The organism is Streptomyces sp. NBC_00249 (assembly GCF_026342355.1).
In the GTDB taxonomy this organism is placed as follows: domain Bacteria; phylum Actinomycetota; class Actinomycetes; order Streptomycetales; family Streptomycetaceae; genus Streptomyces.
On the sequence record NZ_JAPEMV010000008.1, the window covers coordinates 431,516 to 455,013 of the forward strand.

25 protein-coding genes, 1 tRNA gene and 1 riboswitch are annotated in these 23,498 nt (G+C 70.6%); of the genes, 9 read left to right on the forward strand and 17 right to left on the reverse strand.

Annotation, left to right across the window (positions count from 1 at the left end):
* Positions 1 to 91 precede the first annotated feature (91 nt).
* The 3 genes from OOK31_RS31680 to OOK31_RS31690 form a co-directional block, all read right to left on the reverse strand.
* The gene (locus OOK31_RS31680; RefSeq protein ID WP_267090807.1) at positions 92 to 1,924 is read right to left on the reverse strand and encodes a DEAD/DEAH box helicase; all 1,833 of its coding nucleotides are present in this window, start codon (positions 1,922 to 1,924) and stop codon (positions 92 to 94) included.
* Positions 1,921 to 3,336: a transcriptional regulator gene (locus OOK31_RS31685; protein ID WP_267090808.1), complete on the reverse strand. Its 1,416-nt coding sequence runs from the start codon at positions 3,334 to 3,336 to the stop codon at positions 1,921 to 1,923. Before OOK31_RS31685 ends, OOK31_RS31680 begins: the two co-directional genes overlap by 4 nt.
* A 91-nt stretch (positions 3,337 to 3,427) precedes the next feature.
* Positions 3,428 to 4,111 (reverse strand): hypothetical protein, encoded by a 684-nt coding sequence (locus OOK31_RS31690; RefSeq protein ID WP_267090809.1) that lies wholly within the window; start codon positions 4,109 to 4,111, stop codon positions 3,428 to 3,430.
* 264 nt (positions 4,112 to 4,375) lie between these two features.
* Between OOK31_RS31690 and OOK31_RS31695 the strand changes: the two genes are divergently transcribed.
* Positions 4,376 to 5,164 carry a hypothetical protein gene (locus OOK31_RS31695; protein ID WP_267090810.1) on the forward strand — a complete coding sequence of 263 codons (789 nt, stop codon included), beginning with the start codon at positions 4,376 to 4,378 and terminating at the stop codon, positions 5,162 to 5,164.
* On the opposite strand, the gene OOK31_RS31700 is transcribed toward OOK31_RS31695, so the two are convergent.
* Complete coding sequence (locus tag OOK31_RS31700) at positions 5,158 to 6,168, reverse strand: hypothetical protein (RefSeq protein ID WP_267090811.1); 1,011 nt, start codon at positions 6,166 to 6,168, stop codon at positions 5,158 to 5,160. The two genes, OOK31_RS31695 and OOK31_RS31700, sit on opposite strands and share 7 nt — an antisense overlap.
* A gap of 178 nt (positions 6,169 to 6,346) precedes the next feature.
* On the reverse strand, positions 6,347 to 6,889 hold the full coding sequence (locus OOK31_RS31705) for an N-acetyltransferase (RefSeq protein WP_267090812.1): 543 nt from the start codon (positions 6,887 to 6,889) through the stop codon (positions 6,347 to 6,349).
* Positions 6,890 to 7,054: 165 nt separating this feature from the next.
* Between OOK31_RS31705 and OOK31_RS31710 the strand changes: the two genes are divergently transcribed.
* Complete coding sequence (locus OOK31_RS31710; RefSeq protein WP_267090813.1) at positions 7,055 to 7,231, forward strand: hypothetical protein; 177 nt, start codon at positions 7,055 to 7,057, stop codon at positions 7,229 to 7,231.
* A gap of 88 nt (positions 7,232 to 7,319) precedes the next feature.
* Positions 7,320 to 7,619, forward strand: a complete 300-nt coding sequence (locus tag OOK31_RS31715; RefSeq protein WP_267090814.1) for a hypothetical protein — start codon at positions 7,320 to 7,322, stop codon at positions 7,617 to 7,619.
* A 249-nt stretch (positions 7,620 to 7,868) separates the two neighbouring features.
* Here the strand turns inward: OOK31_RS31715 and OOK31_RS31720 are convergent, their stop codons facing one another.
* The 5 genes from OOK31_RS31720 to OOK31_RS31740 all read right to left on the reverse strand — a co-directional run bounded on the left by OOK31_RS31720 (position 7,869) and on the right by OOK31_RS31740 (position 12,846).
* Positions 7,869 to 9,083, reverse strand: a complete 1,215-nt coding sequence (locus tag OOK31_RS31720; protein WP_267090877.1) for a DUF445 domain-containing protein — start codon at positions 9,081 to 9,083, stop codon at positions 7,869 to 7,871.
* 223 nt (positions 9,084 to 9,306) lie between these two features.
* Positions 9,307 to 10,071 carry a DUF1707 domain-containing protein gene (locus OOK31_RS31725; RefSeq protein ID WP_267090815.1) on the reverse strand — a complete coding sequence of 255 codons (765 nt, stop codon included), beginning with the start codon at positions 10,069 to 10,071 and terminating at the stop codon, positions 9,307 to 9,309.
* 114 nt (positions 10,072 to 10,185) lie between these two features.
* Positions 10,186 to 11,151, reverse strand: coding sequence for an ATP-binding cassette domain-containing protein (locus OOK31_RS31730; RefSeq protein WP_267090816.1), 966 nt, complete (start codon positions 11,149 to 11,151; stop codon positions 10,186 to 10,188).
* Between the two features lie 2 nt (positions 11,152 to 11,153).
* On the reverse strand, positions 11,154 to 11,945 hold the full coding sequence (locus OOK31_RS31735; protein WP_267090878.1) for an ABC transporter permease: 792 nt from the start codon (positions 11,943 to 11,945) through the stop codon (positions 11,154 to 11,156).
* A gap of 85 nt (positions 11,946 to 12,030) precedes the next feature.
* Positions 12,031 to 12,846 carry an ABC-2 family transporter protein gene (locus OOK31_RS31740; protein WP_267090817.1) on the reverse strand — a complete coding sequence of 272 codons (816 nt, stop codon included), beginning with the start codon at positions 12,844 to 12,846 and terminating at the stop codon, positions 12,031 to 12,033.
* Positions 12,847 to 13,020: 174 nt separating this feature from the next.
* Here OOK31_RS31740 and OOK31_RS31745 point away from each other — a divergent pair, with 174 nt between their 5' ends.
* The gene (locus tag OOK31_RS31745; RefSeq protein WP_267090818.1) at positions 13,021 to 15,519 is read left to right on the forward strand and encodes a transglycosylase domain-containing protein; all 2,499 of its coding nucleotides are present in this window, start codon (positions 13,021 to 13,023) and stop codon (positions 15,517 to 15,519) included.
* A 28-nt stretch (positions 15,520 to 15,547) separates the two neighbouring features.
* On the opposite strand, the gene OOK31_RS31750 is transcribed toward OOK31_RS31745, so the two are convergent.
* The 3 genes from OOK31_RS31750 to OOK31_RS31760 all read right to left on the reverse strand — a co-directional run bounded on the left by OOK31_RS31750 (position 15,548) and on the right by OOK31_RS31760 (position 16,745).
* Entirely contained in the window at positions 15,548 to 15,868 is a 321-nt protein-coding gene (locus OOK31_RS31750; RefSeq protein ID WP_030158619.1) for a multidrug efflux SMR transporter, read from the reverse strand.
* Positions 15,869 to 15,901: 33 nt separating this feature from the next.
* Positions 15,902 to 15,974, reverse strand: a riboswitch (guanidine-III (ykkC-III) riboswitch).
* Between the two features lie 53 nt (positions 15,975 to 16,027).
* A complete protein-coding gene (locus tag OOK31_RS31755) occupies positions 16,028 to 16,372 on the reverse strand; it encodes a co-chaperone GroES (protein WP_267090819.1) in 345 nt (114 codons plus the stop codon).
* Between the two features lie 55 nt (positions 16,373 to 16,427).
* A complete protein-coding gene (locus OOK31_RS31760; protein WP_267090820.1) occupies positions 16,428 to 16,745 on the reverse strand; it encodes a DUF3618 domain-containing protein in 318 nt (105 codons plus the stop codon).
* Positions 16,746 to 16,850: 105 nt separating this feature from the next.
* Between OOK31_RS31760 and bcp the strand changes: the two genes are divergently transcribed.
* From bcp to OOK31_RS31775, 3 genes are all read left to right on the forward strand, one after another.
* Positions 16,851 to 17,318: a thioredoxin-dependent thiol peroxidase gene (gene bcp / locus OOK31_RS31765; RefSeq protein ID WP_267090821.1), complete on the forward strand. Its 468-nt coding sequence runs from the start codon at positions 16,851 to 16,853 to the stop codon at positions 17,316 to 17,318.
* 158 nt (positions 17,319 to 17,476) lie between these two features.
* Positions 17,477 to 17,902, forward strand: a complete 426-nt coding sequence (locus tag OOK31_RS31770) for an HNH endonuclease signature motif containing protein (protein ID WP_267090822.1) — start codon at positions 17,477 to 17,479, stop codon at positions 17,900 to 17,902.
* Between the two features lie 44 nt (positions 17,903 to 17,946).
* Positions 17,947 to 18,031 (forward strand) — tRNA-Leu (locus tag OOK31_RS31775).
* 55 nt (positions 18,032 to 18,086) lie between these two features.
* On the opposite strand, the gene rdgB is transcribed toward OOK31_RS31775, so the two are convergent.
* The 4 genes from rdgB to OOK31_RS31795 form a co-directional block, all read right to left on the reverse strand.
* Positions 18,087 to 18,704 (reverse strand): RdgB/HAM1 family non-canonical purine NTP pyrophosphatase, encoded by a 618-nt coding sequence (rdgB, locus tag OOK31_RS31780; protein WP_267090823.1) that lies wholly within the window; start codon positions 18,702 to 18,704, stop codon positions 18,087 to 18,089.
* A 30-nt stretch (positions 18,705 to 18,734) separates the two neighbouring features.
* Positions 18,735 to 19,130: a hypothetical protein gene (locus OOK31_RS31785; RefSeq protein WP_267090824.1), complete on the reverse strand. Its 396-nt coding sequence runs from the start codon at positions 19,128 to 19,130 to the stop codon at positions 18,735 to 18,737.
* Between the two features lie 111 nt (positions 19,131 to 19,241).
* Positions 19,242 to 19,976 carry a ribonuclease PH gene (gene rph / locus OOK31_RS31790; RefSeq protein ID WP_267090825.1) on the reverse strand — a complete coding sequence of 245 codons (735 nt, stop codon included), beginning with the start codon at positions 19,974 to 19,976 and terminating at the stop codon, positions 19,242 to 19,244.
* 92 nt (positions 19,977 to 20,068) lie between these two features.
* Complete coding sequence (locus tag OOK31_RS31795) at positions 20,069 to 20,380, reverse strand: PTS glucose/sucrose transporter subunit IIB (RefSeq protein WP_267090826.1); 312 nt, start codon at positions 20,378 to 20,380, stop codon at positions 20,069 to 20,071.
* A 137-nt stretch (positions 20,381 to 20,517) separates the two neighbouring features.
* Here OOK31_RS31795 and OOK31_RS31800 point away from each other — a divergent pair, with 137 nt between their 5' ends.
* Together OOK31_RS31800 and OOK31_RS31805 are read left to right on the forward strand one after the other, a co-directional pair.
* Positions 20,518 to 21,819, forward strand: a complete 1,302-nt coding sequence (locus OOK31_RS31800; protein ID WP_267090827.1) for a PTS transporter subunit EIIC — start codon at positions 20,518 to 20,520, stop codon at positions 21,817 to 21,819.
* A gap of 320 nt (positions 21,820 to 22,139) precedes the next feature.
* Complete coding sequence (locus tag OOK31_RS31805) at positions 22,140 to 23,411, forward strand: PTS transporter subunit EIIC (RefSeq protein ID WP_267090828.1); 1,272 nt, start codon at positions 22,140 to 22,142, stop codon at positions 23,409 to 23,411.
* Positions 23,412 to 23,498 lie beyond the last annotated feature (87 nt).

The following is a 23,498-nucleotide window of genomic DNA, read 5'->3' on the forward strand; positions in this document are numbered from 1 at the left end:
GCAAGTGTCGCATCTGCCACTGACACCCCGCGTCCACCGTGAGGCGGGCAGACGCACCGGCCCTCAGCCGGCCCGCCTGCCACCAGCCGCCTCAGCCGACCCGAGCCGCCCCCACGTGCTCCAGCAGTGCACGCATATCGCCCTCGTCCATCCCGGCGGCCACCGGCCCTTCCTCCTGCAGATCGCCCAGCTGCCGCACCGAAGGATCATCAAGAATGGCGCCCATGAACTCCAGCTTTTCCGCGAGGCGCAGGGCCACCACCTCGTCGATCGTCCCGGAGGAAGCGAGCACGGTGACACGCGTCTCGGTATCCGGCGCCAGCCCGAGGCGGTGGATCCGGTCCAGGCTCTGCAGGAACCGCCCGGCCATGAAGTCCCGGTCTACATAAACCGCGTCATGGCACTCGTGGTGAAGGCTGATTCCCTCCCCCAGCGTGGCCGGGTTGGAGATCAGCACGGAGCAGTCAGGATCTTCCCGGAAGCGCCGGATCTGCTCGTCACGGTCTGCCGTACCCCCGTGGACCACAGCGGGCCGGAACACCCCGAGCAGCCGCTCCAGGCTGGTGATGTTCCTTACGAACGTCGACCACACCAGCGTCTTCCGGCCGGCATCGGCATTCCTGCGCACGATTTCACGGACTTCCCGGTACTTCGGCGGCATCTCAAGCTGCGGAAGTTTCTGGAGGAGCTGGAAGAGTGAATCCCCTTCGGGGATGTCCAGTGGCGGCACCTGAAAGTTAAGGGGCTCGTGCCGACTGCTTCCCTCTACCAGCAGGGCCGGACTCGTCGCGGCCATGAGGAGCCGGAGCATCGCCTTGCCCAAGGCATCGAAGTCGTCCCGCGACAGTTCGGCCCGCGCGGTGAACCGGCCGACCATGGCGTCGTAGATCTCCCGGTGGAGCCCTTCCAGAGGAACCGACCGGATAACCGGCTGGAATGGGGGCAGGCCCAGTTCCTTCTTGGTCGTGCGGGTGAAGAGTGGGCGGAGGACGGCGCTGGCGTGAGCGAGGTCGCCGCCGGCCACCGCCTGGGTCACCACACGGCGGCCATGGCCGGGCCAGACGAAGGAGAGCAGGTTCTCCAGGTCACGCGCCCCGTTCGGGGCCGGGGTACCGGTGAGGATGAGCCTGCGGCGGCTGAGCGGGCCCAGAGCCATGCAGGCGCTTCCGTACGTACCGTCGGAGCCCAGCTTCATCCGGTGGGCCTCGTCCAGGATCACCATGGAGGGGGCCGCCCTCAGCCAGCCCGCGAGACCCGTGAGGGAACGGTCCAGCCGTTCGTAGTTGACGACCAGGATCTCGGCATGCGGGTCCGGAGCCTTGCCCATGACCTTGGTCACCGGCGCCTCGTCGAAGCACTGCAGGCTCTCGGAGAGCCAGGACTCGTAGGCGGACTTCGGACTCACGACGAGAAGCCTCCGGGCTTCGCCCCGCTCCTTCATGGCGGCGTAGACCGCGAGCCCGACCCGGGTCTTCCCCGCGCCCGGCACACTGAAGTTCGCCCCGTGGCGCATGGTGAGCAGCTGGGAGATGTCCCTGCGCTGGAACCCGGTCAGGTCCGCGCGCCAGCCCGTACCAAGGCTCTCCGGTACGGCGCTCGCGTCCGCCGTACCAGCGGCGTCCGGGCTGTGATCGAGGTGTTCCTCGGCCTGGTCCGCGTCCTCGAAAACGTCCCTGACGAGGGTGAGGAGGTCTTCCTCCCACTCGACGGAATCGGGCTGCGGCCAGTCCGACAGCACGTCCACGCCCGACAGGAAGGCGTCAAGCGGCACTTCCAGTGTCAGGAGACCGCGCTGGCCGCCCACGGGGAAACCGGCGGCCAGGTGGTTCAGGTCCGCGCCGAACGAGTCGGCGGCCCGGAGCACGGCCCGGGTCCGCGACACGTCGAAGCCGATCCGGAGGGACGGCTCAGCCATCCCGGTCACGCCCCTTCCTTCCGCACCGCAGCGAGCAGCCAGGCGACGCCGTCGCCCTGCTCCTCGATCCGCGCCGCCTCCCGCGCCAGCTTCAGCAGGCTGCCCCTGAGGACCAGCAGCGCCTCGTCCAGCGTCTCTTCGTCGAGGTTGCGGGAGGCGCGGGCGAGCGTCATGTCCGTCACGCACTGCTCGATGCTCTGGACCGCGTCGTGGAGGCGGTCAGGAGCGGCCTGCTTGCGCTTGCGCAGCCGGGCGTCCTTGCCCGCCGGCACGAGGGCTTCCTCCACCGCTTCCCTGGCCTGCTTCCAGAGCGCCGCGGCCTGGCCGGACTCTTCCTGGGACACGGCCTCGGGGGCGCGCTCCACGGCCTTCGCCTGGAGCAGCACATTGGTGAAGGACTTGGCCGCCGCCACCTGCGGACTGTCGCCCCGGACAGGACGGTTCAAGCCCGGGATCACCCGGCTGTTCTCAGGCTGCGACGCAGCCTGCTTCAGCTCCTCCGGGAGATGGCGCTGAAGGTACCGCGGCCTGAAATCAGCGTCCGCGAGGCGGACGTCCGTCTTGGAGAAATCAAGCACGATCAGCGCGAGCTTGTTCTCCTTGACTAGGTCGGCCTGCCCCAGGTTCTGCCGTGAGGCCTTGGCAAAGGCGCGGTGGAGTTCGCGCAGCTTTTCCTGCTGGTCCTCGAAGTCCATCAGCTTGAGCTGCACCGCTCCCTTCTTCGACCGTGCCACAAGGTCGTTGAGGGTGGCCAGAACCCATCGGTCCTGCTCCGCCGTGTCCGCACGGATCCGGAAGTCCTTCGCGATCTCAGCGATGGGCCGGCCCGCGGCGGCCTGCTCCTCGATGGTGAGCAGCCGGTTGATGTACGAGTACGGCCGACGGGTGTCGTGCCGGAGCTGCAGCGAGAGCTCCACCGCGTTGATGTCGGTCCACGTGGCGGATTCTGGAAGCACTCCGACCCGGACGCTGCGCACTCCCAGTTCGCGGAGAGCCGCGACCCGGGTGTTCCCGTTGACGAGGACTCCCTCACGGGTGATGAGCCCCGGCTCATTCTGGCGGTATTCCTTGAGGCTGCTCTTCAGCTCGTCGAAGTCACCGTCGCGCTTGGCCGGGTTGGAGGGCAGGGCCTGAAGGAGGTAGGCGAGGTAGTCCTGGCTCCCGGCGTCCCAGGCATCGGCCATGAGGAGGCGGTCACGTTCCGGGTCGAAGCTGCGCTGCGCGCGGATGCGGTGCGTCGAAGGATTGAAGTAGACCTGGTCAATGGGCATGTCGATCACCTGCACCACCAGGGGCTTCGTGCGCCACTCGACGGTCAGCGTCTCCTGCAGACCCCCGCCGGCGCTGACCTCCTTGAGCCGCTTCTCCACCAGTTCCTGGTTCTCAAGGGCTCGGGGCGGCCGGCCGAAGTCCATGCTCACGGTGTGTTCTCCTCTGACTGCATGTCCATGGGTGTGCGGTGGGACGACGCGGGGGCCGGCGTCTCAGCGACCCCCGCAGTAATTCCTATTGTCAGACGGGCGGCAGGGACAGGGCCTCGCGCACCTTGTTCCGGGCGTCGGCCGGAAGGGTCCGGATGTCCGCCCAGAGGCGCTCCACCTCCGCGAACTCCCGAGCGTCCGCGAGCACCCAGTCCGAGAGCGTCTTGCGTTCCATGCCGCCGAGCCGGCTCAGGCGGGCCAGAACCGCGGTCAGATCGGCCGTCAGGCCCCTCCCGCCGACCCGGCACCGATTGCATTCAGCCACGTGTTCCACCGTGGTGCTTCCGTCCGGCTGGACTACGGGACGGCGGGCGATGTCGAGCTGGGCGGACACGTACGTGCCGGGGAACAGCTCACCCGAGGTGATCCCGCACGACCGGCAGTGGTGCCCGTCCCGTGCCAGCACCTCGCGGCGCCGGGTGTCCGTGATCGACGTGGCCGGCCGGGTCCCCTTCCCGGGCTCCCAGACCGGCTCACCCTGCGCCACGAAGCGCTGCTCGTGCTGTCCGAGGGTCAGGTCCTCCCGGTTGGTGTCGATCCTCCAGCCGAAGTCCCGCAGATCGCGGACCCGGCGGTCGGCCTGACTCACCCCGGGGAAAGCCTTCTTCACGTCTTCCTTGATGAAGACATTCCCCTCGCCCACCACGTCGACAAGCCACAGCGCGGCACGCTTCATGGTGCCGAGCTTCTGGTCCGTCCAAGACGGAATCCCCATTGCGTCTCTCCTCATTCCAGCCAGCCTCAAGTGCCCGTACTGAGCCCGAGAATCCCCCACCGGCAGCTTCAGCGGACGTCACAACTCTTGCGCACGGCCAGGCCGGGAAGCCATCCCTCACCGCACTTCGAGGGCAGATGAAAACTTCATCCGGTTCACCCCACAGGTGTTTGCCGGAAGACTTCGGAGAGACTTCGAAGCCTGGGGAGAAAGGGAGTTGCGGTGCCACGACAAACAGGGAAGTGGAAAGAGCTGCCTGTGGACATGTCCGCAGGGCATGCGGAGTTCGTGCGGATGCTCCGCAGGGTCCGCGACTGCAGCCTTCGCACCCAGGCCCAGATCGCCGCAGCCGGGCACATCGTGGCGACGAGCCTCTCCAACCACCTCAACGGCGGCCGCGTTCCGGAAGAGCCACAGGTCAGGGCCTTCTTCACGGCCGTCCAGGCGGAAGTGACGGCAGCGGGAGGGGAAGGAGGCGAGCTGCCCTGCTCGCTGGATGAGCTGCTGGAACTCCGCAGGATCGCCCGGCTCCAGCACTGCGACTGCGTACCGCACCCCCGGAACAGCGTGTCCGCTGAGGAATCTGACGGCTCGCCGGCCCTTCCGCTTTCCGCCCCGGCAGCAGTCCGGCCCCGCTCACACAGGCGCCGCCTCCGCTCCAGCAGCCGTCGCGCCCTGTCACGCACCGCTGTCTCGGCCGCCGCGGCCCGGCGGCAGGTGCCGGTCCCCCCGGGCGAGGGGGACCGGCCGCGTGCGGCAGTCGCGGGTACGGGCTGGACGGAGCTGGAGAGACTGGCGGGCTTCATCGCCGAAGGGAAGGACCGCGACGCGGGACTGCTCCTGTGGCGTGCTGGCCTCACCCTCTCCGCCCCGGAACTCATCAACGCCGTCGCGTCTTGCCGCACCGCGGGGTTCGACGAGGCGGCCGAGTCCGTACTGGCCGGCGTGAGCGAACGTACCGACAGGCAAGCCGTACTGGACATCACGGCCGCCTTCCAGCACGCCGGTCGGCACGAGGACGTCGGGTTCCTGCTCGCGGCCTCCAGTCAGTAGGCGAACGGCAGCGGGAGCTGTTGGTGGCCGCGGGCTTGGGCTGTGGGTGGGGTGGGGCGGGGGGTGGTGAGGGTGCGGAGGGCTGCGAGGACTTCCTTGGGGGTGTCGCGGATCATCGAGGGGGTCGCGCTGACCACCAGGATGCCGTGGGCCTCCAGGCGCAGCCGGCGGCGGAGGGTGGCGTGCCAGGCGTCGCGGGTGTAGTGGTACTCGGCCGAGTCGACCTCCAGGGCCACGCCCTCGTCGGGCCAGTAGGCGTCCGGGCTGGCCAGGAAGGCGCCGTCCGGGGTGTAGAGGCGGGCGTTCCACAGCGGGGCCGGGAGGTCCGAGGCGGTGAGGGCGTCGCGGGCCCGGCCCTCGGCGACCGAGCGGACGCCGGCCAGGAGTTCCGCCGCGGCTTCGCGGACGGCGGGGCGGGACAGGAGGCGGGAGGCGCGGAGTTCGGCGTGGAGGTCGTGCGGGTGGCACCAGCCGGCCTGGACGACCTGGGCCAGGACGGAACGGATCCGGTCCGGCGGCGCGCCGGGTTCCGCGCGGGCGGCGAAGTCGGCGGCGGCGCGGACGGGGCGGGCGCTGGGGACACCCGCGACGGTGATGGTGCGGGGCCAGCGGGAGGTCGGCGCCGGGCGGACGTCCGGGGTGCCGGTGAGCCGGCGCGGGGCGCGGATCAGTACGTCGGCGGGGGCGGGCGGGGTGGGCGCGGCGTCGCGGATCCCGAGGAGGGAGAGCGCGGCGGCGCCGGTGAGGGCGGCGGTGTCCCCGGACAGCGGGTCGGCGGTGGGCTCGGCGGCGTACAGGACGGCGGCGAGGGCCCGTTGACGGTGGTCAGGGAGTCCGGTCTGGAGCAGGTAGACCCTGGGCTGCAGGCGTTGCCAGGGGCCGCCCGGGCGGGTGCGGGAGGTGATGGTCGTGTCGGGGATCCCGGCGACGGTGGTGAGCTGGTGGCGGGTGGCGAGGCCGAGCTGCCTGCGGGCCACCGGTACGCGTTCCTTGGGTGTGATCATGGCCCGGGTATGCCCGGGCCTCCGGCGGTCTACGTCGGGTGGGCGGGTGTTCCTCCGGTTCGGGGGCCGCTGCCGTGGGCCGGTGAGGGGGCCCGACCGGATCGGGCTCCGCTGCCGGACGGTCCCGGGCGGGCACCGGCCCGGGCAGGGGTGCCGGTGCGCCTGCGGGGCGGCGGAGTCAGCTCGGGCGGCCCGGGTGTTCCGGTGCGAGGAAGACGATCACGCCCGTCTGGGTGCCGGGGAGGGCGGGGACCTCGTGCCAGCCGAGGCGGCGGTACGTGGCCACCGTGTCCGTGGCCAGCCGGGAGGTGAGCAGCCAGGCCCGGCCGTCGGGGGCGTCCGCGGTGATCTCGGTGAGCAGGGTCCGGCCGGTGCCGTGGCCGCGCGCGGGGCCGCGTACGGCGAGCTCGTCGATCTCCAGCGCCCCGACCAGGAGCTCCCGTACGCGGTCCCGTCCGAGCTGGGCCGCGACCTGCGGGTAGGCGCGGTGGGACGGGAAGGGGGAGGCGGTCAGCCAGCCGGTGGCGAAGCCTTCGATGCCGGTCGCGGACTGGGCGAAGGCGGTACGGAACCCCGGACGCCGGACGTCCGCCTGGAGGCGGGTCGAGAACTGGCGAATGGTTTCTTCGCCTTCGTTCCAGGGTGGGGCGGAGAAGACCTCCGCGTAGGTGTCGACCAGCTCGTCCGCGAGGTCGAGGACGGCTCGTCCGTAAGAGATCACGGTGTCGACTCCCGGTGGGGTGTGGGTTGAGCGGGTTTCCCCCTGGAAGACCGAATCTACGCGTAGAAAGTTCCCCGGCCCGGCGCTCCGCAGAACCGGCGAGTGTGCGACAAATCGCCTCCGCGTCGTCCGTGTCGCGGGCCGGGCGGCGGCGTTGAGCAGCCCGTGGACAGAATGCTGCGGATCGCCGGACGGTGCGCGCTCGCCTTTCTCCTCGTACTCGGGGTGGTGGCACTGCTGCCGCGGGCCGTGCGGGGTGCGCTGCCGGACGCCGTGATCGGCGGGGCGGTGCTGGCGCTCGGGGCGGTGGGGGCCCGACGGGTGTCCAGGCGTCCGCGTTAGCCTGCCGGTGGGGTGCCGTCGGGTCGACGGACCGCGCGGTTCTTGGGAACGACCGAATCAATTGACTGACTACAACGAGGAGTTCGACATGGCACGGGTACCGAGTTCCGTGGTGGCGGCGGCCGGTCTGGTCGGCGGGTACGCCGTCGCGCGCTGGACCAAGAAGCGGCCGCTCGGCGGTGTCGTGCTCGGCGCCGCCGGGCTCGTGGCCGGGCGGGAGTGGCACCGGCAGGGCGGCACCCCGGCGGCGGCCGGGCTGGGGGCGCTGTACCTCGCCGGCTTCGCGGGGGCGCATCCGCTGGCGAAGAAGGTGGGGGCGTGGCCGGCCGTCATCGGGGCCGCCGGGGTTGTCGCCGCGACCGCCTGGGCTGTCGCCGACCGGGGCTGACGCCGGCCCCCGCGCCGCCGCGGGGTGGGCCGCTGCGCGGGGGCGTCCCCGACCCGCCCTTCGCCCGTTCCCCGGGCTCCGCCCGGACCCTGTACGGGTGCGGGTCCGCTGCCGGGGGCCAGCCCCCGGGCCCCCGCGCCTCAAACGCCGGCGGGGCTGGATTTCCCCCGCGCCCGGCAGAGCAGCGCACGCCTCGCCGAGGGTGCCACCCCTGCCCCAGGACAAGGGCCGGGGTCCCTGCCCGCCCCCCTACGCCCCGAACGCCCTCGACACCGTATAGATCAGCAGCCCCGCCAACGCGCCGACCACCGTGCCGTTGATGCGGATGAACTGGAGGTCGCGGCCGATGTGGGCCTCGATCTTGCGGGACGTGTGTTCGGCGTCCCAGCCCGCCACCGTGTCCGTGATCAGCGAGGTGATCTCGGTGCGGTAGGTGGTGACGACGTAGACCACCGCGCCCTCGATCCAGCCCTCCACCTTCCCCTGCAGACGGCCGTCCGTGGCCAGCCGCGCCCCCAGCGACATCAGTGAGGAGCGGACCCGCAGCCGCAGTTCGCTCTGCTCGTCCTCCGCTGCCGACAGGATCATCGAGCGGATCGCCGTCCACGCGGAGGCGATCACGTCCTGCACCTCGCCCCGCGCCAGGATCTCCGACTTCAGCCGCTCGACCCGGGCCCGCGTCTGCGTGTCCGACTGGAGGTCGGCCGCGAAGTCCGTCAGGAAGCGGTCGACCGCCCCGCGCGCCGGGTGTCCCGGCATGTCGCGCATCTCCGTGACGAAGCGCAGCAGCTCCTTGTACACGCGGTCGCCGATCTTGCGGTCGACGAAGCGCGGGGTCCAGCCGGGGGCGCCGCCCTGGACGGCGTCCATCACCGAGTCGCCGTGCGTGACGAGCCAGTCGTGGGCCTTGGTCAGGACGAGGTCGACGGCGCGGTGGTGGCCGCCGTCGGCGACGACCCGTTCCAGGGTCTTGCCGATGCCCGGCGCGATCTCGGCGGTCTCGGCGCGCCGCGTGATGGCCTCGCCGACGACGGCCTGCACGTCGGAGTCGCGCAGGACGGTCAGGGCCCCGCGCAGCGCGGTGGCCAGTTCGGCCGTGACCCGGTCGGCGTGCGCGGGTTCGGCCAGCCAGGCACCGAGCCGGCCGCCGATGCCGAGGGCGTGCAGGCGGGCGCGGACCACCTCGGAGGAGAGGAAGTTCTCGCCGACGAACTCCCCGAGGGAGACGCCGAGCTGGTCCTTCTTGGTCGGGATGATCGCGGTGTGCGGGATGGGCAGGCCCAGCGGCCGCCGGAACAGGGCCGTGACGGCGAACCAGTCGGCGAGCGCGCCCACCATCCCGGCCTCGGCGGCAGCCGCGACGTACCCGGCCCAGCCGCCCGCGCCCCAGCCGTGCTGGGCGTACTTCGCCAGGACGTAGACCAGCGCGACCAGCATCAGCAGGCCCGTCGCGGTGGTCTTCATCCGCCGCACCCCGCGCCGCCGCTCCTCGTCGGCCGCGCTGAAGACGAACCCGCCCCGGGCGGTGACCGCGGCCGGTCTCGTACGACTCTCCCCGTCCACGTCGTTCACGTGCTCCCGCCTTCCCCCGGTGGCCGTTTTGTCTGCATAGCATCCGACTCCCGGGAGCCCCGGGGAGTTCCCGGCGCGCCGTACGGACCCACGTGCGCGGGCTGCGGACTACGGCCTACAGCTCCTTGCGGGGCGTGCCGCCGCCCAGGGACTTGCCCTTCAGCGGCTTGACCTTGATCTCCACCCCGCCCCAGAAGGCGAGGCCGGTCACCACGACCCTCGGCGCGCCCGGTTCCGCCGCGTGGTCGCCGCTGCGGCGCTGGTCGAAGCCGCCCATGATGCCGATGCCCCGGACCTCGACGTCCACGCCCGGCGGGACCGTGATCTGGATGCCGCCCATGACGGCGACGCAGCTGATGACGACCTCGCGCTCCGCGAAGTTCGCCTCGCGCAGGTCGATCTCCCCACCGCCCATCAGCGCGAAGGCGTTGAAGCGGCGGGGCACCGTCCAGCGGCCCCGGCGCTGGAAGGCGCCCATGACGGCGACACCGGTGGCGGAGGTGCCCGAGCCGCCGATCCGGCCCGCCCACGACCCCGAACCGGGCTGCCCGGCCGCCGCCGGGAACTCCCCGGCCACCGGGGACACCGCCGGCAGGTCGCGGGTGAGCGGTTCGAGTTCCGCGTACGTACGGGACGTGTACGCCGCCTCCAGCCGCTCCTCGAACTCCTCCATGTCGAGCCGGCCCTCGGCGACGGCGTCCCGCAGCCGGTCCACCACCCGCTCCCGGTCGGCGTCCGACGCCCTCAACGCCGCGGGCTCGGGCGCGGGCGCCGACGCCGACGCGGACGCGGGCGCCCCTGGCGCAGGCGCCTTCTCCAGCGACGTCTTCTCCGCCAACGGCTCCTCCGGCAACGGCTTCTCCGGCCGCTCGTCACTCATGTGGACCACCCTATGCACTGGGACCGCCCAGGAGTACGGGCCGTCCCCCACCCCCACCCCGGGTCCGACCCTGATCTTTCCCCGGCGGTCCACCCCCGCGCCTCACCCCGCGCCTCACCCCCGCCCTGCGTACATCCGCGCGATCACGTCCTCGATGTCCGGCTCCCGCACCGACAGGTCCAGCAGCGGGTACCGCTCCGCCACCGCCGCCACCAGCGGGGCCGCCGAAGCCCCCGCCGGGAAGGCCAGCCACTGCCGCGCCCCGTCGACCTTCACCACCCGCGCCCCGTCCACCTCGATCGGCGCGAGCTCCCGCTCCAGGTCCACCACGAGGGTCCGCTCGCTCTCCCCGACGGAATGCAGCCCGCCCAGCGTGCCGTCGTACATCAGGCGCCCGTGGTCGATCACCATCACCCGCTCGCACAGTTGCTCGATGTCCTGGAGGTCGTGCGTGGTCAGCAGCACCGTGGTCCCGAGCTCCTCGTTCAACTGCCGCAGGAAGCCCCGTACCTTCGCCTTGCTGACCACGTCCAGCCCGATCGTCGGCTCGTCCAGGTACAGCACCTCCGGATCGTGCAGCAGCGCCGCCGCGATGTCCCCGCGCATCCGCTGCCCCAGCGACAGCTGCCGCACCGGTACGTCGAGCAGCGCACCCAGGTCGAGGCGCTCCACGCACCGCTCCAGGTTCTCGGCGTACCGCGCCGCCGGGATCCGGTACATCCGCCGCATCAGCCCGTACGAGTCCTTCAGCGGCAGGTCCCACCACAGCGTGGTGCGCTGCCCGAACACCACGCCGATCCGGTGCGCGAGCCGCATCCGCTCCCGCGACGGGTCGATCCCGGCGACGCGCAGCCGGCCGCCGCTCGGCGTGAGGATGCCGGTCAGCATCTTCACCGTGGTCGACTTCCCGGCGCCATTGGGCCCGATGTAGCCGACGACCTCCCCCCGCCGCACCTCGAAACTGATCCCGTCCACGGCCCTGACCTGCCGTTTCTCCCGCCGCATCAAGCTCACCCGGCGGCGTACGTCGAAGACCTTCTCGACCCCGTCCAGCGAGATCAGCGCATCCCGGTCCACCATGCTCAACTCCCCGTGCTTCGGTACGAACGGACTCCCGCGCGCCACGCCAGCGACGCGGGCAGGAACACCACGAGGGCCACCAGCGGACTCAGGAACGCCGCCCACCCCGGCAGACCCAGCGGGTCCGGCCGCCCCAGCACGTACAGCGCGGGCAGCCAGTTGACGAAGGCCAGCGGGACGATGAAAGTGACCCCGCGCAGCAGGTCCTTCGCGAACACCGCCGGCGGGTACTGGAGCATCGTGGCGCCCCCGTACGTGAAGGAGTTCTGCACCTCCGCCGCGTCCCCGGCCACGAACTGGAACGCCGCACCGGCCACCATCACCGCCGCGAAGATCCCCGCCCCGGCCAGCAGCATCACCGGGACCAACAACACCTTCCCCACCGTCCACTGCACGTCCAGCAGCGACAGCGCCCAGGCCAGCACCCCCAGCCCCTGCGTGACCCGGCCCAGCCTGCGCAGCGCGAACCGGTCCGCCGCGACCTGGGCGAGCACCGGGACCGGGCGCACCAGCATGGTGTCGAGCGAGCCGTCGCGGATCCGGGCGCCGATCCGGTCGGTGTTGCCGAGAAAGAGGTCCGCCAGGCCGAGGGAGGCCGAGCAGGAGCCGTAGAGGAAGCCGATCTCGGGCAGCGTGAAACCGCCGAGGGCGTCCACGTGCGAGAACATGACGGTGATCGCGACGAAGTCCAGCAGGGTGATGGCGGCGTTCCCCACGGTGGACAGCACGAAGGACGCCCGGTAGGTCATCGTCGACCGGATCCACATCCCCACGATCAGCCGGTAGCCGCGCAGCCCCTCCCGGACCCGGCCGCGGCCGCTGACCGCGCCGCGCGGCGGATCCTGCGGCGTCCGCGCACCGCACGCGACGGTTTCCGTCTCAGCCACCCTGGACCACCACCTTCCGCGTCGCCGCCGACTGCACGAGCCGCCCGGCGCCCAGCAGGGCCAGCGCCCAGCCGGCCTGGAAGGCCAGCGCCGGGGCGGCTCCCCCGGCGCCCTCGTGCGTGCCCATCAGGACGTCCATCGGGACCTGGAGCATCGCCGCCCAGGGCAGCACCCGCACCAGCTCGCCGAAACCGCCCGGGAACACCGTCAGCGGCAGCAGCATCCCCGAGAAGGAGATCGTCACGACGGTGGCCATCAGGTTCATCCCGGCGCCGTCCATCAGCCAGAAGGCGGCCAGCCCCAGCAGGTAGCGCACCGCGAAGCTGACCACCAGCGCGAGGCCGACCGACACCGCGAACAGCAGCCAGCGCAGCGGATCGGCGGGCAGCGCCAGCGGGAAGACGAGCGCCCCCACGGCCAGCGGCACCACTCCGCGGCCCAGCAGCTGGAAGGCGGCCCGGCCCAGATCGGCGGCGAGCCACCACATCTGGAGGTCCGCCGGCCGGTACAGGTCGACGGCGATGTCACCCGTCCGGACGCGTTCCTGCACCTCTTCCTGGAAGCCGCCGCCGATGAGCGCCGCGGCCGCGAGCAGGGACTGGCTCACCCAGACGAAGGTGAGGGCCTGCGCCTGGTCGTAGCCGCCGAGACCGGGGCGTTCGTCCCAGAGCGCGATGTACGTGTACGCGACGATGAAACCGAACACGGTGTTGGTGAACACACCCGCGGCGGTCGCCGTCCCGTACGTGGCGTAGCGCCTGAACCCCCCGGCCGCGACGGCCAGGTAGAGCTCCGCTCTCTGACGCACCGTATCCCTCCGTTTCCCACATCGTTCCTACGTCGGCCAAAGCGCGCGAGCTTAGTGCGGAGGGGCGAGCCACGCGACCGTTTTATGCCCGTCCGGAGCGGAATCACCGGCCATCGGGTAGACACCATGAGGTACAGATGTGGATGTTTCGTACGGCCCTGAGGAGTCCTGGAGATGAGCGACCAGTCACCACCACAGGGCTGGACCCCTCGTGACCCGGACACCCCCGAGGAACCGGCCGCGGCCCGTGAACCCGGGCGGCCGGAGCCCGGTCAGCCGCCCCCCGGCGGCCCGGGCGGCCCCGGCGCCCGTCCGGCCAAGGGCAGGCCCCGGCGCACCGGGTGGCGCCGCGCCGTCCCCACCTGGCGGATGGTCGTGGGCGGCGTCCTGCTGCTGGCCCTGCTGATCGGCGGGGCGCTGGTCGCCGGCTACCTGCTGGTGGACATCCCGCCGGCGAACGCCGCGGCCACCGCTCAGTCCAACGTCTACCTCTACGCGGACGGTTCCCAACTCGCCCGTGACGGCGAGGTCAACCGGGTCAACGTCCCCCTGTCGCTGGTCCCGAGGACCGTCCAGGAAGCCGTACTGGCCGCCGAGGACCGGGACTTCTTCTCCGAACGGGCGGTGGACCCGAAGGCGATGGTCCGCGCCGCCTGGAACACGGTCACCGGCAAGGGCAAGCAGTCCGGTTCGACCATCACCCAGCAGTACGTCAAGAACTACTACCTGGGCCAGGAACAGACCGTGAACCGCAAGGTCAAGGAGTTCTTCATCGCGATCAAACTCGGTCGCGAGAAGTCGAAGGACTACATCCTCGAGGGCTACCTGAACACCAGTTACTTCGGCCGCAACGCGTACGGGATCCAGGCCGCCTCCCAGGCCTACTACGGCAAGGACGTCACCAAGCTCACCACCGCCGAGGGCGCCTACCTGGCCACCCTCCTCAACTCCCCCAGCGCCTTCGACGTCGTCGCCCACCCCCAGAGCCGCGACCGCGCCGTCGCCCGCTGGAACTACGTCCTCGACGGCATGGTCAAGAAGAAGTGGATGACCCCGGCGGAACGCGCCGCCGCGACCTTCCCCGAGCCCGGCAAGATCCGCCCGGCCGCCGGACTGTCCGGGCAGCGCGGCTACCTGGTGGAGGCCGTCAAGGACTACATCGGCGAGAACAAGATCCTCGACGACAAGACCCTGGCCGAGGGCGGCTACCGGATCACCACCACCATCGACAAGCGCCGCGAGAACGCCTTCGTCGACGCCGTCCAGAAGCAGATGGTCGACAAGCTCGACCCGGCCGCCCGCCCCGAGGACCGCTTCGTGCGGGCCGGCGGCGTCTCCATCGACCCGGCCACCGGCAAGGTCGTCGCCCTCTACGGCGGCATCGACTACACCAAGCAGTACGTCAACAACGCGACCCGGCACGACTACCAGGTGGCCTCCACCTTCAAGCCGTTCGTCTTCGCGTCCGCCGTCGAGAACGACTCCCGCACCCAGGACGGCCGCCGCATCACCCCGAACACGATCTACAACGGGGACAACAGGCGCCCCGTCGTCGGGGGCCGGATCCGCTACAACCCCGAGAACGAGGGCCAGATCTCGTACGGGAACATCACCGTCAACACGGCGACCGACCTGTCCGTGAACGCGGTGTACGCGCAGATGGCCGTCGACGTCGGCACGGTGCAGGTCAAGGAGACCACCGTCGCCCTCGGGATCCCGGAGAGCACCCCGAACTTCCCGCCCGTCCCCGCCATGGCGCTGGGCACGATGCAGGCCAGCGTCCTGGACATGACCCACGCGTACGCGACCCTCGCCGACCACGGCCGCCGCACCCCGTACACGCTGGTGGAGAAGATCTCCAAGGGCGGCGAGAACATCCACCTCCCCGACCGCACCCCGCGCCAGGCCGTCAGCCGGGAGTCCGCCGACACGACCACCTCGATGCTGGTCAGCGTCGTCGACAACGGCACCGGTACGGCGGCCCTCGCGGCGGGGCGGCCCGCCGCGGGCAAGACGGGCACCGCCGAGCTGGACCGTTCGGCCTGGTTCGCGGCGTACACCCCGGACCTGGTCACGGTGGTGTCGATGATGGGCCAGGACCCGGACACGGGCACCCTCCAGTCCCTCTACGGGGCACTGGGCGAGGCGCGGATCGGGGGCGGCGGCTACCCGGCGCGGATCTGGGCGGCCTACACCAAGACGGCCCTGGAGGGCTCGGACCCGGTGGACTTCGACCTCGAACTCCAGCCGGGCGCGGCACAGCTCCCGCCGCCGGTGGCACCCACCACCCCGGAGGAGCCCGAGGACGGCAGCCGGCCGCCGTTCCCACCGACCCGGCCGACCCCGCCGACGGGCGGGCAGACGCAGGGCGGACAGACGAACGGCGGCCAGACGAACGGCGGCCAGAACACCGGCGGCCAGACGACCGGGGGCCAGAACACCGGCGGCCAGACGACGGGCGGCCAGAACACCGGGGGCCAGACCACGGGCGGTGACACCACCGGAGGCCAGACGACGGGCGGGCAGACCACGGGGGGCGACACCACGGGCGGCCAGACCACCGGAGGCGACACCACCGGCGGCCAGACCACCGGAGGCGACACGACGGGCGGCGACCCCACCGGCGGCATCACCCCGGGCCGACGCCGCCCCCCGGCACAGTTCCTCGAATGACGCGGACGCCCGGCCGCCCGGCCGGGCGTCAGTGACCGGAGGTGGCCTTCAGCCCGACCACGGCCACCAGCAGCAGACAGATGAAGAAGATCCGGGCGGCGGTGACCGGCTCGCCGAGCACCGCCATCCCGAGCACGGCCGCACCGGCCGCCCCGATACCCACCCAGACCCCGTACGCCGTACCGATGGGCAGGGTCTTGGCCGCATAGGACAGCAGCACCATGCTGGCGACGATGCCGGCGCCGGTGAAGACGGACGGCCAGAGCCGGGTGAACCCCTCGGTGAACTTCATACCGATCGACCAGCCGACCTCGAGCAGACCGGCGACGAGAAGCAGAACCCAGGCCATGACAGGCACCTCCGGGACGAGACGGAAAACGGGAGTGCGTCGTCTTTGCGTCCTGCAACCCGGTACGGCGCGTCTCGTCGGGGGTTCCCCACCACCGTAGCAAAGCCCACGCGAAAGGGCCGGTGACCCCGGTCACCGGCCCTTCGCCACTCGCTACGTCTACAGGTAGAGCCCGGTGGAGTCCTTGGACCCCTCCAGCCGCTCCGCCGCCACGGCGTGCAGGTCCCGCTCGCGCATCAGCACGTACGTCGCCCCGCGCACCTCGACCTCGGCCCGGTCCTCGGGGTCGTACAGCACGCGGTCGCCCGGCTCCACGCTCCGTACGTTCTGCCCGACCGCGACCACCTCGGCCCAGGCCAGCCGCTTGCCGACCGCGGCCGTCGCCGGAATGAGGATGCCGCCGCCGGAGCGCCGCTCGCCCTCGGGGTTGTCGGACTTCACGAGCACGCGGTCGTGCAGCATGCGGATGGGCAGCTTGTCGTGGGTGGTGGTGTTCTCGCTCACGCCCCGAACCTACCCGCCCCCGCGCGCCGCGTACGCCGGAGGGTCGTCACGGCCGTCACCGCTTGCGGCGGACCGACAGCACGAGCAGCCCGAGCACGCCGGCCGCGAACAGCGCCACCGGCACGATCCGCTCCACGCGCGGGGCGCCGTCCTCGTGGCACAAGCCGTCCTTCACGTCGGTCACGAGGCGGTTGACGGCCACGACGGCCCGTCCGGCCGTGTGATCGACGGCCGAGGTGACCCGGGCCTTCGCGTCCCCGATGATCGTCTTCGGGTGCATCCGCACACCGATCTCGTCGAGCGTCTCGGCGAGCTGCTCGCGGCGGCGGACGATGTCCGCCTCGATCTGTGCGGGGGTCCTGGCTTCCGGCACCGCGCTGCCTCCGTCGTCGATGGTCGTCTGCGGACAAGGTCCGTCATGAACAGTCTGTCAGCTTAGTCTCGTGACATACCGTTCCCCTCCCGAGGAGACCCACCGATGAGCGAGCGACTGCAGCCGGGCGACACCGCCCCCGCCTTCACCCTGCCCGACGCGGACGGCAACGAGGTCTCGCTGGCCGACCACAAGGGCCGCAAGGTCATCGTGTACTTCTACCCGGCCGCGCTCACGCCGGGCTGCACCAAGCAGGCCTGCGACTTCACCGACAACCTCTCCCTCCTCACCGAAGCCGGCTACGACGTCATCGGCGTCTCCCCGGACAAGCCGGAGAAGCTGGCGAAGTTCCGCGAGAAGGAACACCTGAAGGTCACCCTCGTCGGCGACCCGGAGAAGGAGACCCTGGTGGCGTACGGCGCGTTCGGCGAGAAGAAGCTCTACGGCAAGACGGTCACCGGGGTCATCCGCTCCACGGTGGTCGTCGACGAACAGGGCAAGGTCGAGCACGCCTTCTACAACGTCAAGGCCACGGGCCACGTAGCCAAGATCATCAAGGACCTGGGCATCTAACGCTCCCCTCTTTTCACGAATCGCCCGTACCGAACAAATCGGTGCGGGCGATTCCGTTTATCAGCTGAAATTTCCCGTAACCACCCGACTACCGACCCGTTACTCCGTACGAGGGCCGCACACGCGACCGGAAGATGGGGGGCGGCGGTCAGCGACGGGTGCTCCAGCAGAAGGTCGCCGCACACGGACTCGACACCAGTCACTTCAAGCAGCAGAGCCCCTGGCGCAAGTACTCCTTCACACGGCGCCCCTGGAGCAGGGCGACCCCCCACCAGCCGAAGCCCACCACGCCGAGCACGCTCGTCGTCCTCCCTGAGGGATCGCCCCGCACGAACCGGGCTCGACTGCATCGGGCTCTACAGGAGATCGACCGCCCGTACGACTGCGTCATGTGCGGGAACCCCGGCGAATGGCTCGGCCGACCGATCACCCTCCAGATCGACCACATCAGCGGAGACTGGCTGGACAACCGCCCCGAAAACCTCCGCTACGCCTGCCCCAACTGCCACTCCCTGACGGACACGTGGTGCCGTAGGCGCAGCCCCAATCCTGTCGCCTCCTCGACCACTGCCCCCGTAGACTGATGCGCAGCCCAGGCGGACCGAATGTCCGAATTGAGCAATATATCGCGGTCGTGGCGAAATAGGCGATACGCGCTGGGTTTAGGTCCCAGTGGGGTAACACCCGTGGGGGTTCGAGTCCCCCCGACCGCACTCAGGCCGAAGGCCCCGTACGCAGTCGCGTACGGGGCCTTCGCTGTACCAGGGGTCAGCCCAACAGCTCCCGGACCGCCGGGATCAGGGCGCGGAAGGCCTGGCCTCGGTGGGAGATGGCGTTCTTTTCCGCCGCCGTGAGTTCCGCGCAGGTGCGGGCTTCGCCGAGGGGTTCGAGGATCGGGTCGTAGCCGAAGCCGCCGGTGCCTGCCGGGGTGTGGCGCAGGGTGCCCAGGAGGCGGCCCTCGACGACGCGTTCGGTGCCGTCCGGGAGGGCGAGGGCGGCCGCGCAGAAGAAGTGGGCGCCGCGGTGCTCGTCGGAGATGTCGCCGAGCTGGGCCAGGAGGAGGTCCAGGTTGGCCTTGTCGTCGCCGTGGGTGCCGGCCCAGCGGGCGGAGAAGATGCCGGGAGCGCCGCCCAGGACGTCCACGCAGAGCCCGGAGTCGTCGGCGACGGCCGGCAGGCCGGTGGCCCGGGCCAGGGCGTGGGCCTTGAGCAGGGCGTTCTCGGCGAAGGTGACCCCGGTTTCCTTCACGTCGGGGACCTCGGGGTACGCGTCCGCGCCGACCAGCTCGAAGGGGAGGCCGGCGGCGGACAGGATCGCGTGGAGTTCGGTGACCTTGCCCTGGTTGCGGGTGGCGAGGATCAGGCGGCGGGGGTGCGTGGAGGTCATGGGGCCATTATTTACGCCGCGCGGGCCGGGTCAGCCCGGGGTGCAGACCTTGGAGATCTCCTTGGCGGCGTCGGCGACGGGCTGGACGTCGGGGGTGGCGTCGCCCTTCTCGACCGCGGTGCGGACGTTCTTGATGGCCGTGGTCATCGAGTCGACGGCCTTGGAGAGGTCGGCGTTGCCGGTCGAGTCCTTGATCTGCTTGAGGTTGGTCTCGACCTGGGTGAGGGCGTTCTGGGTGTCCTGGATGCTGTTCCCGGCCTGGGAGACGGCCTGCTGGAGCTGGTCGACGCTGTTGGCGACGGCGACGGCCGTGTTGGCGCAGTCCATCGCGGTGGAGATCGCGTCGCAGGAGGCGAGGGCGGGGACGGCGAGGACGGCCGTCAGTGCGACGGCGGCTATGCGGAGCTTCGGCTTCTGCGGCTTCATTCGGGTCCCCCAGGGCTTCGGATGCGTGGACGGGCGCACGGCTTTGACACCGTGCGCCCGTACCGGCGTAGACGCTGACGCGCGCGCCGCGGTTGCTACCGGACTACGGGGCTACGGGACCTGGAGGTCCAGCGCGCCGAGCTGGAGGGCTTCCAGGTCGGCGCAGCCGCCGGCGGCGAGGTCGAGGAGGGCGTTGAGTTCCTTGCGGTCGAAGGGCTCGCCTTCGGCGGTGCCCTGGACCTCGACGAAGCGGCCGTCGCCGGTGCAGACGACGTTCATGTCGGTCTCGGCGCGCACGTCCTCCTCGTAGCAGAGGTCGAGGAGGGGTTCGCCGTCGACGATGCCGACGCTGACGGCGGCGACGGTGCCGGTGAGCGGCTTGCGGCCGGCCTTGATCAGCTTCTTCTTCTGGCCCCAGGCGACGGCGTCGGCGAGCGCGACGTAGGCGCCGGTGATGGCGGCGGTGCGGGTGCCGCCGTCGGCCTGGAGGACGTCGCAGTCCAGGACGATGGTGTTCTCGCCGAGGGCCTTGTAGTCGATGACGGCGCGCAGCGAGCGGCCGATGAGGCGGGAGATCTCGTGGGTGCGGCCGCCGATCTTGCCGCGGACGGATTCGCGGTCGCCGCGGGTGTTGGTGGAGCGGGGCAGCATCGAGTACTCGGAGGTGACCCAGCCTTCGCCGCTGCCCTTGCGCCAGCGCGGGACGCCTTCGGTGAAGGAGGCGGTGCAGAAGACCTTGGTGTCTCCGAAGGAGATGAGGACGGAGCCCTCGGCGTGCTTGCTCCATCCGCGTTCGATGGTGACCGGGCGGAGCTGTTCGGGCGTACGGCCGTCGATGCGAGACATGGTTGCGAGCCTAGTCCCTGTGGGGAACGGCGAAGACCCCGTCCGGGTGCGTCCGGTGCGGGGTCTTCGGAGGGGGTTTCAGAGGGTGCGGCTCACATCATGTCTTCGATGTCGGCGGCGATCGGGTCGGCGTCGGTGCCGATGACGACCTGGATCGCGGTGCCCATCTTGACGACGCCGTGGGCGCCGGCGGCCTTCAGTGCGACTTCGTCGACCTTGCTCGGGTCGATGACCTCGGTGCGCAGGCGGGTGATGCAGCCCTCGACCTCTTCGATGTTCTCGATACCGCCGAGCCCGGCGACGATCTTCTCAGCCTTGGTGGCCATGTGTGTCTCCCTGAGTGATTCGAAGAACGAGTCTCGGCGGCCGTAACCAGCTGCGACCGCTTTGTCACGGTAACTCACGGTTGGCCTATCTACGCGAGCACGAGCCAGGTAGCTGCCGAATGATGACCATCAGCAGCACCACGCCCACAACTGGTCTACACCAGTGTGCCGCAAGTGTCGCCACTGCCAAAACGGGCCGGTTCAGGGAGGACTCGATGAGCGCGAGCAGCGCCGCGGCGGTGCCGCAGCAGAAGTGGTGGAACGGCTTGTTCCAAGGGCTGCAGAAGATGGGGCGCAGTCTCCAGCTGCCGATCGCGGTGCTGCCCGCGGCGGGCATCCTCAACCGCCTCGGCCAGCCGGACGTGTTCGGGGCGGAGGGCCTGAACTGGACCGGTGTGGCCAAGGTGATGGCGGGCGCGGGCGGGGCCCTGCTCGACCCCGACCTCGGCCTGCCCCTCCTGTTCTGCATCGGCGTCGCGATCGGCATGGCCAAGAAGGCGGACGGCTCCACGGCCTTGGCGGCGGTCGCCGGCTTCCTCGTCTACCGGGGGGTGCTGCACGCCTTCCCGAAGGACTGCCCGGTGGGCACCCGGAACATCGGCGGGGGCTGCCTGGGACCGAACGACACCTTCGCCGGGTTCACGTACCAGAACCCGGGGGTCTTCGGCGGCATCGTGATGGGGCTGCTGGCGGCCTGGTTCTGGCAGCGCTACCACCGGGTGAAGCTGGTGGACTGGCTGGGCTTCTTCAACGGCCGCCGGCTCGTCCCGATCATCATGTCCTTCGTCGCGATCGCCTTCGCCGCGCTCTGCCTGTGGATCTGGCCCCCGGTCGGTGCCGCGCTGGAGAGCTTCTCCGACTGGCTGGTGGGGCTGGGCTCCTGGGGTTCCGGCATCTTCGGCGTCGCCAACCGCGCGCTGCTGGTGATCGGCCTGCACCAGTTCCTGAACGTGCCGGTGTGGTTCCAGTTCGGCAGCTACACCAAGCCGGACGGGCAGACGGTGCACGGTGACATCAACATGTTCCTGGCGGGCGACCCGGGTGCCGGGCAGTTCCTGTCCGGTTTCTTCCCCATCATGATGTTCGCCCTCCCGGCGGCGGCGCTGGCGATCGCGCACTGCGCGAAGCCGCAGCGGCGCAAGGAGGTCGGCGGCCTGATGCTGTCGGTGGGCCTGACCTCCTTCGTCACGGGCATCACCGAGCCGCTGGAGTACTCCTTCCTCTTCGTCGCTCCCCTCCTCTACGTCATCCACGCGGTGCTGACGGGTGTGTCGATGGCGGTGACCTGGGCGCTGGGGGTGCACGACGGCTTCAGCTTCTCCGCGGGCCTGATCGACTACGTCATCAACTGGGGGCTGGCGACCAAGCCCGGGCTGATCGTCCCGATCGGGCTGGCCTTCGCCGTCGTCTACTACGCGGTCTTCCGCTTCGCGATCACGAAGTTCGACATCCCGACCCCGGGGCGGGAGTCGGACGAGGAGATCGCGGCGATGGAGGCGGAGAACACCAAGGCGTAGCCAACCCGTTATGAAGGCCCGGTAGAGCCCGTCGGGCCCTTCGGTCCGCCGCGTGAGGCCCTCGGATCCCAGGATCCGGGGGCCTTCGCCATGTCCGGAAGCCCGCCCTTCCGGATAGCGGACCGATTTCCGCGGAGTGTGGCGCAGGCCACAGGAAATCGAAGGTTCCTTATCTAACCCCGACCGTGTTACAACTGGTCTACACCACCCATTGGTGTAGACCACGTGTGGCTGAATCCGGTCCGCACGGTCCCCCTTTCTGAGACGTCGCCTCCCCCTTCTGTGCCCCTGGGCGGCGCCTTGCCCACTGGAGGAACCACATGTCCACAGCGACCGCTGCGGAAAAGAAGAAGGGCGCTGGCGTGATGGCCGTCATGCAGCGCATCGGCCGGAGCCTCATGCTCCCCGTTGCCGTGCTGCCGGCCGGCGCTCTGCTGCTCCGCCTGGGCGCGGACGACATGCTCGGTGACAAGGACGTCTTCCCGACGTTCATCCTCAAGATCGCCGGTTACATGGCCGCCGGCGGTGGCGCGATCCTCGACAACATGGCGCTGCTGTTCGCCGTCGGCATCGCGATCGGCTTCGCCAAGAAGTCGGACGGCTCCACCGCGCTGGCCGCCGTCACCGGTTACCTGGTCTTCCAGAAGGTGCTCGCCACCTTCACCGACTCGAACCTGCCGAAGGTGGCCAAGGTCGTCGGCGGCAAGATCGTCAACGTGGACGCCCCGGTCAACGCCGGTGTCCTCGGCGGCGTCGTGATGGGCATCATCACCGCCCTGCTCTACCAGAAGTTCTACCGGACCAAGCTGCCGGACTGGGCGGGCTTCTTCGGCGGCCGCCGCCTCGTCCCGATCCTCTCCGCCCTCGCGGGTCTCGTCGCCGGCATCGTCTTCGGCTTCATCTGGCCGGTCCTCGGTACGGGTCTGCACAACTTCGGTGAGTGGCTGGTCGGCTCCGGTTCGGTCGGCGCGGGCATCTTCGGTGTCGCCAACCGTGCGCTCATCCCGATCGGCATGCACCACCTGCTGAACTCCTTCCCGTGGTTCCAGGCCGGCTCCTTCGACACCGCGAACGGCGCCGTGCACGGCGACATCGGCCGCTTCCTCGCCGGTGACCCGACCGCCGGACAGTTCATGACCGGCTTCTTCCCGATCATGATGTTCGCCCTCCCGGCTGCCTGCCTCGCGATCGTCCACTGCGCCCGCCCCGAGCGCCGCAAGGTCGTCGGCGGCATGATGTTCTCCCTCGCGGCCACCGCCTTCGTCACCGGCGTGACCGAGCCCATCGAGTTCACCTTCATGTTCATCGCCCCGGTGCTCTACGCGATCCACGCGGTCCTCACCGGTGTGTCCCTGGCCCTCACCTGGGCGCTGGGCATGCGCGACGGCTTCGGCTTCTCCGCCGGCGCGGTCGACTTCCTGCTGAACCTCGGCATCGCGAACAACCCGTGGGGCCTGGCCGGCATCGGCCTCTGCTTCGCGGCGGTCTACTACTTCGTCTTCCGCTTCGCCATCACCAAGTGGAACCTGCCGACGCCGGGCCGCGAGTCCGACGAGGAGCTCGCCGAGCTCCAGAAGGCCGAGGCCAAGTAGCCCCGGGCCCTTCCGCCACGACGAAGCCCCCGCTCTCCCGGACAGGGAGGGCGGGGGCTTCGTCGTGACCGCGTCGGGGGTCGGGGG